Source organism: Bradyrhizobium sp. AZCC 1693, assembly GCF_036924745.1.
Taxonomy (GTDB): domain Bacteria; phylum Pseudomonadota; class Alphaproteobacteria; order Rhizobiales; family Xanthobacteraceae; genus Bradyrhizobium.
In genome coordinates this window covers 661544-673900 of record NZ_JAZHSD010000001.1, presented here as the reverse complement: position 1 = coordinate 673900, position 12357 = coordinate 661544, and the positions used below count along the sequence as shown (strand labels likewise).

Annotated in this window: 17 protein-coding genes; 8 read left to right on the top strand and 9 right to left on the bottom strand. The window is 63.1% G+C overall.

All coding sequences use genetic code 11. From position 1 onward, the window contains the following. Positions 1-29: 29 nt before the first annotated feature. Positions 30-404 carry a hypothetical protein gene (locus tag V1293_RS03300; protein WP_334506667.1) on the bottom strand — a complete coding sequence of 125 codons (375 nt, stop codon included), beginning with the start codon at positions 402-404 and terminating at the stop codon, positions 30-32. Between the two features lie 201 nt (positions 405-605). Between V1293_RS03300 and V1293_RS03295 the strand changes: the two genes are divergently transcribed. Next, positions 606-1010 (top strand): four-helix bundle copper-binding protein, encoded by a 405-nt coding sequence (locus V1293_RS03295; protein WP_334506665.1) that lies wholly within the window; start codon positions 606-608, stop codon positions 1008-1010. Between the two features lie 16 nt (positions 1011-1026). On the opposite strand, the gene V1293_RS03290 is transcribed toward V1293_RS03295, so the two are convergent. Beyond that, positions 1027-1662 carry a class I SAM-dependent methyltransferase gene (locus V1293_RS03290; RefSeq protein ID WP_334506663.1) on the bottom strand — a complete coding sequence of 212 codons (636 nt, stop codon included), beginning with the start codon at positions 1660-1662 and terminating at the stop codon, positions 1027-1029. A gap of 292 nt (positions 1663-1954) precedes the next feature. Between V1293_RS03290 and V1293_RS03285 the strand changes: the two genes are divergently transcribed. Genes V1293_RS03285 through V1293_RS03265 form a run of 5 tightly spaced genes read left to right on the top strand, consistent with a single transcriptional unit; the run spans position 1955 to position 3910 of the window. After that, the gene (locus V1293_RS03285) at positions 1955-2278 is read left to right on the top strand and encodes an ArsR/SmtB family transcription factor (protein WP_334506661.1); all 324 of its coding nucleotides are present in this window, start codon (positions 1955-1957) and stop codon (positions 2276-2278) included. Next, a complete protein-coding gene (locus tag V1293_RS03280) occupies positions 2275-2706 on the top strand; it encodes an SRPBCC family protein (protein ID WP_334506659.1) in 432 nt (143 codons plus the stop codon). Before V1293_RS03285 ends, V1293_RS03280 begins: the two co-directional genes overlap by 4 nt. A 46-nt stretch (positions 2707-2752) precedes the next feature. Next, positions 2753-2974, top strand: coding sequence for a hypothetical protein (locus V1293_RS03275; protein WP_334506656.1), 222 nt, complete (start codon positions 2753-2755; stop codon positions 2972-2974). 10 nt (positions 2975-2984) lie between these two features. After that, positions 2985-3443, top strand: a complete 459-nt coding sequence (locus V1293_RS03270) for a DUF1801 domain-containing protein (protein ID WP_334506654.1) — start codon at positions 2985-2987, stop codon at positions 3441-3443. Positions 3444-3460: 17 nt separating this feature from the next. Then, positions 3461-3910: a DUF1801 domain-containing protein gene (locus tag V1293_RS03265; RefSeq protein WP_334506652.1), complete on the top strand. Its 450-nt coding sequence runs from the start codon at positions 3461-3463 to the stop codon at positions 3908-3910. 57 nt (positions 3911-3967) lie between these two features. Here the strand turns inward: V1293_RS03265 and V1293_RS03260 are convergent, their stop codons facing one another. From V1293_RS03260 to V1293_RS03245, 4 genes are all read right to left on the bottom strand, one after another. Then, entirely contained in the window at positions 3968-5923 is a 1956-nt protein-coding gene (locus tag V1293_RS03260; protein ID WP_334506650.1) for an aconitase family protein, read from the bottom strand. 13 nt (positions 5924-5936) lie between these two features. Beyond that, positions 5937-6932, bottom strand: coding sequence for a Bug family tripartite tricarboxylate transporter substrate binding protein (locus tag V1293_RS03255; protein ID WP_334506648.1), 996 nt, complete (start codon positions 6930-6932; stop codon positions 5937-5939). Positions 6933-7008: 76 nt separating this feature from the next. Continuing rightward, complete coding sequence (locus tag V1293_RS03250; RefSeq protein WP_334506646.1) at positions 7009-8226, bottom strand: CaiB/BaiF CoA transferase family protein; 1218 nt, start codon at positions 8224-8226, stop codon at positions 7009-7011. Beyond that, positions 8223-9179, bottom strand: coding sequence for a hydroxymethylglutaryl-CoA lyase (locus V1293_RS03245; protein WP_334506644.1), 957 nt, complete (start codon positions 9177-9179; stop codon positions 8223-8225). The genes V1293_RS03250 and V1293_RS03245 overlap by 4 nt, the downstream gene beginning before the upstream one ends. A gap of 121 nt (positions 9180-9300) precedes the next feature. On the opposite strand from V1293_RS03245, the gene V1293_RS03240 reads away from it, so the two are divergent. Continuing rightward, complete coding sequence (locus tag V1293_RS03240; protein WP_334506642.1) at positions 9301-10257, top strand: LysR family transcriptional regulator; 957 nt, start codon at positions 9301-9303, stop codon at positions 10255-10257. 67 nt (positions 10258-10324) lie between these two features. Next, on the top strand, positions 10325-10978 hold the full coding sequence (locus tag V1293_RS03235; protein WP_334506639.1) for a glutathione S-transferase family protein: 654 nt from the start codon (positions 10325-10327) through the stop codon (positions 10976-10978). 44 nt (positions 10979-11022) lie between these two features. Here V1293_RS03235 and V1293_RS03230 read toward each other — a convergent pair whose 3' ends face one another. From V1293_RS03230 to V1293_RS03220, 3 genes are read right to left on the bottom strand one after another with little or no spacing between them, the layout of a single operon-like run. Then, positions 11023-11442, bottom strand: coding sequence for a GFA family protein (locus V1293_RS03230; RefSeq protein WP_334516606.1), 420 nt, complete (start codon positions 11440-11442; stop codon positions 11023-11025). Between the two features lie 30 nt (positions 11443-11472). Next, positions 11473-11937: an SRPBCC family protein gene (locus V1293_RS03225; protein WP_334506638.1), complete on the bottom strand. Its 465-nt coding sequence runs from the start codon at positions 11935-11937 to the stop codon at positions 11473-11475. A gap of 2 nt (positions 11938-11939) precedes the next feature. Then, positions 11940-12254 carry an ArsR/SmtB family transcription factor gene (locus tag V1293_RS03220; RefSeq protein ID WP_065745037.1) on the bottom strand — a complete coding sequence of 105 codons (315 nt, stop codon included), beginning with the start codon at positions 12252-12254 and terminating at the stop codon, positions 11940-11942. Positions 12255-12357 lie beyond the last annotated feature (103 nt).

The window sequence follows — 12357 nt, the reverse complement described above, 5'->3', positions numbered from 1 at the left end:
ACGCCATAAAGCGCCGCGGGACTCCGGCGTTACGCCGAACGGACCAGGGACCGGGGAGGTTTTGGAGGGGGTGAGTATCCAACGCTTTCCACTTCAGGATCGCTGCCGGGAAGCAGCATCCGAAGCGTGACCGGCTGGATTTCGGCAACGCCGGCCGGCAGCGGCGCCTGCAACGTCGTCGACACGCAGAGCGCCATCAACGGGCACTGGTCGCAATCGACGGGCGCCGACTTGTCCGGGCAGCACGGCATGTCCTCGGACATATCAGCCTCGTCGCCGGACATCGACGTCATCGCCATCGATGCCGTCGCGCCCGCATTCGCCCGCGCCGTGAGCGGGGCGATGACGAGGCCGACGATCACGAGGACCGCCAGCAGCCAGCAAAGATGGATCGAACGTTTCACGAGGGCAACTTCGCACAGCCTTGCCTGGATGGAAAGCAAAGTTCCATCACGAATCCGCCAGCTTCCTTAACATTCCGCCCTTGCGATGGATCGAATTGGGGTGCTCGATTTCACGGTTACCGGGTCGAACCTTCCGGAGCGCCGCGACTTGAAATAACGACCGCCCAGGTGGCGGTCCGCCCGCCAGCGAGGAGCACCACCATGCACGCCCGCGAAATGATTGGCACCCACCCCGCCGTCCAAGGCCAGATCAACGACGCCCTGATCCGCTGCATCGAGGAATGTTATTCCTGCGCCCAGACCTGCACCTCCTGTGCCGACGCCTGCCTGTCGGAGCGCATGGTGCAGGAGTTGACCCAGTGCATTCGCCTGGACCTGGATTGCGCCGACATCTGCAACATCACCGGCCGCATCTTGACCCGCAGGACAGGTTCCGATGACGAAGTGATGCGCCGCATGCTCAGCGTCTGCGCCGCCGCCTGCCGGCTCTGCGCCGACGAGTGCCAGACGCACGCCGCCATGCATGAACATTGCCGCATCTGTGCGGAAAGCTGCCGCCGCTGCATGGAGGCCTGCCAGGAAGTGGCACGCGGCATGGCGCACTAACGCGCTTGGATCCGGATCAGCCCTCGCGCCTGAATACGCTGAACTGGAAGATCTGCCGGGAGTCCCACGGGGTCGCGTGCTCGTGCCGTTGCGTGTGCACCAGCTTGAACGCAGTGCCGAGCGTCCGCCCCAGGCTCGCGCTGTCATAGCGGACGACCGGCAGGCCGCTGCACTTTTCAGGGCCGTCGAGCGCGAAGGTGGCGATGATGGCGTGCCCGCCGATTTTCAGGCCGCGCCCAAGGCACGCGACGTAGGCGGCGCGATCGCTCGCCTCGGTGAGAAAGTGGAACGCCGCCCGGTCGTGCCAGATGTCGCAGGGCTTGGCCGGCTCCCAGGTTGTCGCGTCCGCAACGATCCAGCTAACCCGTCCGGCGCTGGCGCCAACGCGGCTCTCAAGGCGGCTTTTGGCAACCTTCAGCGCCGCGCCTGATATATCGAGCACGGTAATATCCTCAAACCCCTGCTCGACGAGATGGTCGACCAGCCGCGAAGCGCCGCCGCCAATATCGATGATGGCTGACTTGCTGGTGGCCCCCGCCTGCACGATCAATTCGAGCGAAGGCGCCGGAATCTGCTGAAACCAGCTGACCTCATTTTCGCCCTTCGTGGTGTAGACATTTTCCCAATGGGCCCGACGGCTGCCATCTCCCATAAAACCCTCCCCTCGTGTCGAGATGTTCGGCATATGGCCATCCCGCCCATCCCCGACAACGCGCCAGCGACCAGGCCATCGGTGGTCGCATCCGCAAGCCCCGCGCTCGCGGGGGACGGCGCGGCCGGTCCGGCGCTTATACATAACCAATGAGGTATGGTAACTTTCTAAAGACGTGGCCGCCTTGGGGCGATTTCATGCCGTCTCTTCATGCCTCCTTGCATTGTCACTTGACTAATTCATATCTCATCGGTTATGGATCAATCAATAACCCAGGGGTTATCGATCCCAGATGCCGAACGCCCATGATGTGCTTTTCAAAACCCTCGCCGATCCCACCCGCCGGGCGATCTTCGAGCGGCTGTGCCGCGAGGGAGAGCAGACGGTGGGGGCCCTGACGGCGCGGGCCGGGATCTCGCAACCGGCGGTCTCAAAACATCTCGGCGTTCTCAAGCAGGCCGGGCTGGTGCGCGACCGCCACAAAGGCCGACAGACGCACTATAGCGCGCAACTCGGCGCCCTGGCCCCGCTGATCGACTGGACAAGCGAGATGGCGGGGTTCTGGCAGCGGAAATTCGACGATCTCGAAGATCTACTCAAACGGATGGACCAATGACCAATACTGCAACCGAAACCCGCTCCGTCGTCGTCGAACGCGAGATGCCTCATCCGCCTGAAAAACTCTGGCGCGCGCTCACGCAGCCGCATTTGATCGAGGAATGGCTGATGAAGAACGACTTCAAGCCGGCCGTGGGCCACCGTTTCAATCTTCGCGGCGACTGGGGCGGCGTGCTGGACTGCGAGGTGCTCGCCATCGAGCCGAACAAAGAGCTGTCCTACACCTGGAATTTCAAGCACGAGGATGCGGCCTTCAATCTGCAGAGCGTGGTGACGTTTACGCTTACCGCAACGCGCGCGGGGACGCTGCTGCGCATGGAGCAGACGGGCTTTCGGCCGGATCAGAAGCAGGCCTTTGGCGGCGCCAAGGTCGGATGGCAGCAGTTCTTCGCGAAGCTGGAGGAGGTATTGGCGCGGGCGGACTGAAATCCGCCGCGTCGCGCTCCGGCCGTTGAAATCAAGGGAGGTCTCATTGAACTGGAATATGTCTATTCGGCAAATCCACCGCTGGCTGTCCATTGCCTTCACGGTGGCCGTGATCGCCAACGTCGTCGCCATGGTGCAGGAGAAACAAGCGATCTGGGTAGGCCTTCTGGCGCTGTTCCCGCTGATCTTGCTTCTGCTCACTGGACTCTACATGTTCGCGCTGCCCTATGCCGCCAAATGGCGTAGCGCGCGAGGTATCAGCGGATAGGTGGGACGCAATGGCCGGCAAGACGTCCGCGAAGTCGGCGAAGGTGGCAAATAAGGCCGCCGCAAAGCCTGTCCTGCTCTCAGGCGGCAATCCGCAGATCGCGAAGGGAGACGGCGACGCTCCCGTGCAGGCCTACATCTCGGCTATGCCGGCCTGGAAACGCGACGTCGGCCGCCACCTCGATGCGCTCATCGTGCGCACCGTCCCCGGCGTACGCAAGGCCGTCAAATGGAACTCGCCCTTTTATGGCGCCGAGGATCAGGGCGGCTGGTTCCTCAGCTTTCACTGCTTCACGAAGTACGTCAAAGTGACGTTCTTCCGCGGCACGTCGCTGCGCCCTCTCCCACCCGGCGAGTCCAAGCACAAGGAAGTGCGCTATGTCGACATTCGCGAGGACGAGCAGCTTGACGAAGCTCAGCTCGCCGCCTGGGTGAAGCAGGCCAGCCAATTGCCCGGCGAACGAATGTGAGCGGAGCGACAACAGCCATGAAGAAGGCGACAACAGGCATGAAGAAAAGCGGCGCAAGCGAAGCAAAAAGCGCAGCCTCTCCATCTCAGCACATCGATGCGAGAATCAAGGAGCTGGGCGATTGGCGCGGCGAGACGCTCGCGCGTATCCGGAGCATCATCAAGCAGGCCGTCCCCGACGTGGTCGAGGAATGGAAGTGGCGGGGCGTTCCGGTGTGGGAGCACGACGGCATCATCTGCACCGGCGAGACCTACAAGGCCGTGGTGAAGATGACCTTCGCCAGGGGCGCCGCGCTGGACGACCCGACAGACCTCTTCAACTCCAGCCTCGAAGGCAACACCAGGCGCGCCATCGATTTTCATAAGGGCGACAAGATCGATGAAAAGGCGTTGAAGGCGCTCATTCGCGAGGCCGCGGCGCTGAACATTTCGGCGCGAGCTGCCCGGAAGAAACCAAAGAGCGCTTGAGAAGACACGGCGGCAACTCGACGAAGCAGGAATTACAGCCGCGTCGGCGTTACAAAGTTACGGCGCCTTCGCCCGCAATTGCTCAAAGCTCACAATGCGGCCCGCAATCGCACTGGCCGCCACTGTGGACGGGCTCGCCAGCCAGACCTGTCCTGGCCCGGAACGCCCCGGAAAATTGCGGTTGATCGCGCTCACTGTCACCTGTTCGGCTCGCTCGGAGACGCCGGGACCGGCGTTCACACACGCGCCACATCCCGGCTCGATCAGTTCGACGCCCATGCGTTCAAACACGTCAAACATTCCGCTCTCGACGCAATAGTCGCGGACATCCTGGCTGCCGAACTGGAGAAAGAAGCGTGTGCCGGGAGCTATTCGCATGCCCCGTTGCGCCGCCCATTCCAGCACGGCATGGTAATGCAACAGGTCTTCACGCTTGCCGCCCGTACATGAGCCACCATAGGCGATATCGATCCCCACCGTCTCGGCCAATTCCGATATGGCAATGCCGTGACCGGGATCGCCAGGCCTCGCCAGCATCGGCTCGAGCCTGCCGCACTCGACTTCGATGATGTGTGCCAATTCGGCGCCCTCGTCGCTGCACATCCAGGGCTCCAGTTGCAAGTCGGTGCCACGGCGGTCCCTCACAAAGCGGCGTGTCTCTTCGTCAGGCACGACAATTCCACTGAAGCCGCCGATCTCAGCCACCATGTTGGTCAGGGTCGCGCGCTCGTCAGTGGACAGGCCCGACAAGGCTTCGCCGCAGTACTCGATCACCTGACCGATTGCCTTTCCCTCGCGCACATAGGGCAAACGCAACAAATGCAGAACGATATCCTTCGCCTCAACGCCTGCCGGAAGCCGGCCATTGAGCCGCACACGGCATGTCCGAGGGACTTCAACGCGCACTTCTCCCGTCACCCATGCGTTCGCCATCTCGGACGTACCGATACCAAAGGCCAAAGCCCCCAATGCGCCGCAGTGGGGCGTATGGGAGTCGGTGCCGACGACCAATTGACCAGGCCGGACGTAACGCTCGGTCATGATCGAATGGCTGATGCCTTCCGAGCCGTCACGGTCCGCTAGGTAGCCGTGCAACCGCAGCCCGTACGTCTCGCAGAACTGCTTTTGAACCTTGGCCAATGCCTGAGCCGCTTCGAGCAGCCCTCGCGCGCGGCGCTCCGGTGATATGCTCCGGTGGATGAAGGGCAAGTGATCGCCAAAGCAGACGATACTCGCGCGATCATGCAGTGTGATCTGGTCGCCCATCTCGCGTTGGAGAAAGCTGATGCACATCGGCGATACATATTCATGGGCGTAGCGCCAATCCGCCCTTGCGAAAATTGCGTCCCCGGCACGAACCGCCCCGGAATGGCCGACGGAAGCACGTGCTATGATCTTTTCGGCATAGGTCATCGGCCGCGGTGCGATGGCATGCGTGGTCGGCGACCATCCGTCCTTTCGCGCGCGCGCCAGCTTGAACAACCCTCCTCGGCGAATGAGCTCGGCCGTGAGTTCGTCCTCTCCTTGCGTGAACTCGCTGATAGGAATGCTCTCGCCGCGTCGGATGCGTTCGATCAACCCGAAATCGGTCGAGGTGTAGATGCCGAGGTTACGGCAGTTTTGCCGATAGATACGTTCAAAACTTTCGGCAATCACCAGCCTGATGCCGGCACACCACTCGGCAAAGGGGCTGGCCTCGCGTGACGAGCCCTTGCCGTAGCGCCGCCCCGCCACCGTCACGCCGAACCCGCCAGCCTTGACGCTGCCGGCAGACACCGGCGTTCGCTGACCGCATTCCAGCCCGAGATAAGGATATTCCCCGAGCTTTTCGTCGTAATAGTAGCAGATCCAGGCCGGAGTGATCTCGTCGGTCGACACGTCGCTGCGCAACGGCAACGCATCGGCCAGCGAGACATCCGCCCCCAGCAACTGGCTCTCCACCACGTCCGCGTCTTCAGACAGGAACAAGATACGGCCCTCAAACCGGACCTGTTCGTTTGATACCGTTGCCATAATGCTTCCTCGCTCACTCGCCGGTAATGCCGAGAGCCCGGACAAGCTCGCCGCGCGCCTGATAGTCGACCTCGATCTGGCGTTTGAAATCGTCAGGCGTACCGCCGACGGCGACCATGCCCTGCTTGTCCAGCCAGGCCCTCATCGAGTCGGTTGCAAGGACCTGGTTCACTTCCTTGTTCAAGCTGGCGATCACCGGCTTTGGCGTATTCTTTGGGAGCATGAACCCGATATAGCTGATGATCTTGAATTGCGGGAACGTCTCGCTGATTGCCGGCACGTTCGGAAGCAACGGGAATCGCTTCTCTGACGTGACGCCGAGCAGCTTGATCTTTCCCGCGCTCGCCAGAGGTTCCACTGCCGTGGGCGCGCCGAACAGCAGCGGGATCTGCCCGCCCAGCAGATCGTTCACCGAGGCCGCCGTTCCCTTGTAGGGAATGTGGGTCATCGTGAAGCCGCCGTACTTCTGCAACATCTCGCCAGCGAGGCGGTGCGGCGTGGAGCTGCCCGAGCTGCCAAAGCTAAGGTTCTGCGTCTTTTGCCTGCCCAGCGCGACCAGCTCGGCGACCGAATTCACCGGCACATTGTTGGCCGCAGCCAGCAGCAGCGGCGACCACGAGATGCTGATTACCGGCTCCATCGCCGTCGAAAGGTCGAAGTGATTGCTGGTAGCAAGGTGCGGATCGATGGTGACCATCGCATCGGTCACCATGAGGATGGTGTGTCCGTCAGGCTCGGCGCGCGCGGCCGCCTGGGCTGCGATCATGCCGTTGGCCCCCGTCTTGTTCTCGATGACGACGGATACTTTGAGGTTCTCGCCGAGCTGCTTGCCGATGATCCGGGCCAGTGCGTCGGCCTGCCCTCCCGCGGAATAGCCGACGAGGATCGTGATCGATCGCGACGGATAAGGCTGAGCCTTGGCGGGCAACGCGATCGCACTCAACGCAAGCGCCGCGGTCGCCACACCGAGAATGCGAGCTTTCGCTCGAACCAGTTTGCCGGAAATCATGCTCCGCTTCCTCCCTGACCCAGTTGCGTTGCGCGAGGCGGTTGGACCGCTCTTGTTCGCTTCGTCTTGTTCGCCGCTATGCGGGCGTGCTCGCAGCCGCGCCGAGAACACCCGCCGCGCGCAGTTCGATGATTTCCTGCTCCGAGTATCCGGCTGCGCTCAGAATCTCGTGCGCGTGCTCGCCGATCTTCGGCGGCTGGCGGTCGAGGCCTGCGCGTTCGCGCCCGTCGCCGAACTCCACCGGAAGCGCGGGGATTCCGACCAGCGGTCCGCCGCCAAGTCCGGAAACGGCGGTCGCGAGCAGCCCGCCATGGGCAAGCAGATGCGGATCGATAGACAATTCATCGGGCCGGCCGACGCGCGAATAGGCCACCCGCGCCGCCTCGCACTTTTGAAGGATTTCATCGAGCGGCAATTTCGTGATCCGCCGCTCGAGCTCGGGCAGCATCCACTCGCGCGCCTCGCACCGCCTGGAATTCCCCGCAAGCCGTGGATCGTCGCGCCAGTCGTCGAAGCCGAAGGTCTCGCAGAAACGTTGCCAGTGTCCATCCGACGTGCAGCCGATGAAGACCTGGCCGCCGTCGGAAGCGGTGAAGACGTCATATACGCCCCAGGCATTCTTGCGGGCCGGCATCGGCGGCATCGGTCCGCCGGTCACGGCACTGCCGACGACCAACGCACCGAGCATGAACGTCGCGCTTTCGAAAAGAGAACTCGCAACCTTCTGTCCGATGCCGGTGGCGTCGCGCTCGCGAAGTGCTGATAGCGCGGCCACCACGCCGAACACGCCGCCGAGGATATCGATGACCGGTGCTCCGGCGCGCAACGGCCGGCCGGGCGGCCCGGTCATATAGGCGAGCCCGGACTGCATCTGCACCACCTCGTCGAGCGCGCCGCGGTTTTCGTACGGTCCCTTCAGGAACCCTTTCATCGAGAGGTAGACGAGGCGCGGGTTGATCTGGCGCAGCTCCTCCCAACTGCACTTCAGCCGTTCGATCGTGCCCGGGCCAAAGTTCTCCAGCACGACGTCGGCATCCCTGACCAGCCGATGCACGATTGCCTGTCCCTCGGGCCGTTTCAGGTCGATCGCGATCGAGCGCTTGTTGCGGTTGTAGGTGGCGAAGAATCCGGCGGCGAAGCCCGGCAGCCGCCGCGTCGGATCGCCGTCGACCGGCTCGATCTTCACCACGTCGGCGCCGAGATCGGCAAATACGACGCCGGCGCACGGCCCCATGATGGTGTGACCGAAATCAAGCACCTTCAGCCCCGCGAGCGGCCTGGAGGAAATCGTCATGCAGCCCGTCTCCTGAATGCAGCGAGCGTTCCCGATCGCAATGCGGCGCTCGGCAGCCGGTGTCCGACGATCCGCTCGGCAAGCCGACCAGCCTCGATCAGCGCCTCGATGTTCAGGCCCGTGGAGATACCCATCTCCTCGCAGAGCAGCGCGAGTTCTTCGGTAGCGATGTTGCCCGGCGCCCCCGGCTGGCCGGCGAACGGGCAGCCGCCGAGGCCCGCCACCGCCGCGTCGAACGCGGTGACCCCGAGCCGCAGGCCCTCATAGGCGCAGGCGATGCCCTGGCCGCGCGTGTCGTGCAGATGAAGGGCGATCGGCACATCGTCAAAACGATCCCGAACGGCGCCGACGGCATCCGCGACGCGCCTCGGCGTGGCCCAGCCCATTGAGTCCGCGAGCGTGACGTCCTGCAACGCCACGCCGGCCTCGCGCGCGATGGCGCGCGCGTCCGCCACCGTCGCGACAACTTCGGCTGGCGAGACATCTCCGGCAAAATTGCAGCCGAAGGCGGCCATGACGATGATTTTGGCAATCGGCACTCCGGCTTGGCGATGCACGCGCACATATTGGCGCATCGCCTCGATCTGTCCGGCACGATCGCGATTGAGGTTCCTGATCGCGAACGGTTCGGAGGCGCTCAGCGAGATGAAGCCGGCAAGGGTCAGCTTGCCCTTGAACGACAGCGCGCGGTGCAATCCGCTTTCATTGAACCACAGCGCGGAGTATTCGACGCCTTCACGGGCGGTGAACCCTTCGATCACAGCTTCAGCGTCCGCCCAGCCCGGAACATGCTTCGGATTGACGAACGAGCCGACCTGGATCCGGCGAAGCCCGCAGGCGGAGAGCGCGTCGATCAGCGCGATCTTGTCAGCGGTCGCGATCGGGCCCGGCTCGATCTGAAAGCCTTCGCGGGGCCCCTCCTCGCTGATGACGACGCTATCAGGCAGGTCCACGCCGCGTTCCTCCGGATTATCCTTGCTGGTTGTGGCCCCAGCTTGCCGCGCCCATAGACATCTGACAAATATAATATGAAGATCATTCTGTTCTGATTATTAGATATGAGGGGCGATTTCGGTGGCGCTCGGGTTGCGGCAACTCCGGTATTTCATCGCCATCGCCGACGCCGGCGTGCTGTCGCGGGCGGCGGAGACGCTCAACGTCGCGCAGTCGGCGCTGAGCCACCACGTCGCCGCGCTCGAAACCGATCTCGGCGTCAAGCTGCTCGAACGAAGGCCGCGCGGCATCGCGCTGACCGCGGCCGGCCGGCGGCTCTACGAGCACGCCAGCGCCGTGCTGTCGGCGCTCGGCAAGGCGGAAGAGGATGTACGGACCTATAACGAGGCCGCGACCGGTCCGGTTTGCATCGGCCTCAGCCATACCGCGCTCTCGATGGTCGCACTCGATGTCATGAAGGCGGTGCGGAAGAACTCGCCGGGCGTGCACCTGACGGTCGTCGAGGCGCTGTCGCCGGCGCTGGTCGAGCGCGTCTTCTCAGGCACGGTCGATCTCGCGCTCGCCTATAATCCACCGAGGGATGCCCGCCTGGACGTCGCGTTGCTGCACGACGAAGGCCTCTACCTCGTCGGCCATCCGAGCCTGATCGGCCGGTCATCCGCTCCGATCGCCTTCTCCGCCATTCCGCAACGAAGCGTGGTCGGACTGACGCCGATGCCGGCATCGCGCGCCATCATCCAGACCCAGGTTCTTCGTAACCAGATCACGCCGAGCGAGACGCTCGAAGTCGATTCACTGTCGGCCCTGCGAATGGCGCTCGAGGCCGGACTGGGATGCGCGATCCTCTCCCGCGCAACCGTCCTCTCCGACCTGGCGGCGGAGAAATATCACGCGCGCCGCATCATCGATCCGCCGCTGACGCGCTCCTGCGCCCTGGTTTCGCTCGCGGACCGGCCGCAGACCAAGGCGTTCCTTGAAGTGCGCAAGACCATGATCGAGGTGGTCCGCTCGGCGGTCAGTGCAGGGCGATGGCCGGCGAAAGGAAACGGCCGGCGGAACAAGCGCGCCACAACCTAGCGGTCAGTTTGCCTTGACAGCTTGCCGGCCGCGCAGCAGATGATTTTGGCCATGGAGGAGTCTCACGATGACCATCACGATTACCGCCTTTGAACGGTCGCCCGATGGCGGCAAGGGACTGGCGCGTGACACGCGGGTTCGCTGGGCGCTGGAGGAAGTGGGCCAACCTTACGAGGTTCGTCTTGTTTCGTTCAGGGCGATGAAGGAACCCGCACATCTGGCGCTTCATCCTTTCGGGCAGATTCCGACCTACGAAGAAGGCGATCTCAGCTTGTTCGAGACGGGGGCGATCGTGCTCCACATCGCGCAGCGCCATGCGGGCCTGCTGCCGGCCGATGCCAATGCCCGGGCGCGCGCGATCACATGGATGTTCGCCGCGCTCAGCACGGTGGAGCCACCGATCCTCGAACTCGTGACCGCCAAGCTCGTCGAGGGCGACAAACCCTGGACCGCAGAGCGCATGCCACTCGTCGCGGATCGCATCCGTGACCGGCTGGGTCAACTTTCCCGTCGCCTTGGCGATGCCGACTGGCTCGATGGCGCGTTCAGCGCGGGCGACCTGATGATGGTGTCGGTGCTGCTCAGGCTGAAAGCGTCGGGTTTGCTGGACGAATATCCGAACCTCTCCGCCTATGTGGCCCGCGGCGAAGCGCGGGCCGCCTATAAGCGTGCCTTCGACGCTCAATTGGCGGTTAACACCGGCAAGCAACCGACCGGCTGATTAAGGTCCGTCCTGGGCTCGAAGTCGTCATCCGAGTTTTTCGTTCAGTTTCCAGGCGGCATTCGCTCGAATTTCTGCAGCGAGGAATCCAAGGTATCCCAGGCATGGCCGCGGATGCCGTACGTGACCATTTGCGGATTGAACTGGCCAGGGTCGTCAAGGCTGGTCGCGTGGACCGCAATCAATTCCGGCATGGCGACGAATGTCAGATAGACCGGCGTTCCGCAGGTCGGGCAGAAGGCGTGGATCTTTTCGTTCCCACTGTCGCCCGCTACCCGCCAGTCTTTCGCTTCACCCGTAATGCTCACGTCGGCTCGCCGGGAGAAGACCAGATAGGAGCCATGCCCCGTGCCGCTTCGCTTCTGGCAATCGCTGCATTGGCAGTGGCTCTCGACGATGGGCTTGCTGCCCGTTTCATAACGGATCGCGCCGCACGCACATCCGCCGGTATAGGACTTGGTCATGGTCATTCGCGCTCCTGATTGATACGGCGATCAAGCCGATTTCGGCTTGGCGAAAACGTCGAGGCCCTGGCCGGTTTCCAGCAAGGATTTCAGGCTGGCGAGGACCACTGGCCAACCCTTCCTGATGCCGTTCGCCATCCCGCTGCCGGCTGCGAGTTCGTCATGGGTGACGGTCAGCCGGACCATGTCCTCGTATTCCTCGATCTCGAACGTCACCCGGCTGTAGGCGGAAGGATCGGAGGCCTGCGACGCATTCGCCCAGGTGATGACAAGACGGGTCGGCGGCGAGACCTCGACGACCTTGCCGACGAGTTCGACGGTCCGCTCATCATTGGCGCGGACGTGCTCCCATTTCGATCCGGGATTCCAGTCAGAGACGTTCTCGTGGCCCCAGTAACGCCTTGCGATCTCCGGTTTCGTGATCGCCGCGAACACCTTGTCCGGCGTCGAGCGAATATAGGTCACGTAGACAAAGCTGGTCGTCTCTTTGGTCATCGTCATTCTCCTTCAAGCTCTTTCTTCAGATCGTGCAGCAGGCTGAGCCGCTGCCGTTCGAATTTCCGCACCCACCGTTCGTAGACCTCGTGAAGCGGCACCGGGTTGATGAAATGCAGCTTTTCCCGGCCACGCTTGACCGTGCTGACCAGATTGGCCGCCTCCAGGATTTCAAGGTGCTGCGTGGCCGATTGCCGGGCCATATCCAGGTTTTCGCAAAGCTGGCCCAGCGTCTGCCCGTTCTTCTCACAAAGAAGATCAAGCAGCTTTCTGCGTGTCGGGTCGCCCAGCGCTTTGAAAACCTTGTCGGCCTGCATCGGTCTCGCTCTTACGGGGAACATAATATGCAGGTAAATACCTGCATGTCAAGCAGCAGCAATCGAGCTCGCAATCAGGTGATCGTCACCTTGCGGATCAGGA

What these genes read in the sequence shown, in the direction of transcription:
- V1293_RS03225 (WP_334506638.1), bottom strand. Translation starts at nt 11,937, where the DNA reads ATGACCAAAGAGACGACCAGCTTTGTCTACGTGACCTATATTCGCTCG.
- V1293_RS03270 (WP_334506654.1), top strand. Translation starts at nt 2,985, where the DNA reads ATGGCCGGCAAGACGTCCGCGAAGTCGGCGAAGGTGGCAAATAAGGCC.
- V1293_RS03250 (WP_334506646.1), bottom strand. Translation starts at nt 8,226, where the DNA reads ATGACGATTTCCTCCAGGCCGCTCGCGGGGCTGAAGGTGCTTGATTTC.
- V1293_RS03295 (WP_334506665.1), top strand. Translation starts at nt 606, where the DNA reads ATGCACGCCCGCGAAATGATTGGCACCCACCCCGCCGTCCAAGGCCAG.
- V1293_RS03265 (WP_334506652.1), top strand. Translation starts at nt 3,461, where the DNA reads ATGAAGAAGGCGACAACAGGCATGAAGAAAAGCGGCGCAAGCGAAGCA.
- V1293_RS03220 (WP_065745037.1), bottom strand. Translation starts at nt 12,254, where the DNA reads ATGCAGGCCGACAAGGTTTTCAAAGCGCTGGGCGACCCGACACGCAGA.
- V1293_RS03290 (WP_334506663.1), bottom strand. Translation starts at nt 1,662, where the DNA reads ATGGGAGATGGCAGCCGTCGGGCCCATTGGGAAAATGTCTACACCACG.
- V1293_RS03235 (WP_334506639.1), top strand. Translation starts at nt 10,325, where the DNA reads ATGACCATCACGATTACCGCCTTTGAACGGTCGCCCGATGGCGGCAAG.
- V1293_RS03230 (WP_334516606.1), bottom strand. Translation starts at nt 11,442, where the DNA reads ATGACCAAGTCCTATACCGGCGGATGTGCGTGCGGCGCGATCCGTTAT.
- V1293_RS03280 (WP_334506659.1), top strand. Translation starts at nt 2,275, where the DNA reads ATGACCAATACTGCAACCGAAACCCGCTCCGTCGTCGTCGAACGCGAG.
- V1293_RS03285 (WP_334506661.1), top strand. Translation starts at nt 1,955, where the DNA reads ATGCCGAACGCCCATGATGTGCTTTTCAAAACCCTCGCCGATCCCACC.
- V1293_RS03255 (WP_334506648.1), bottom strand. Translation starts at nt 6,932, where the DNA reads ATGATTTCCGGCAAACTGGTTCGAGCGAAAGCTCGCATTCTCGGTGTG.
- V1293_RS03260 (WP_334506650.1), bottom strand. Translation starts at nt 5,923, where the DNA reads ATGGCAACGGTATCAAACGAACAGGTCCGGTTTGAGGGCCGTATCTTG.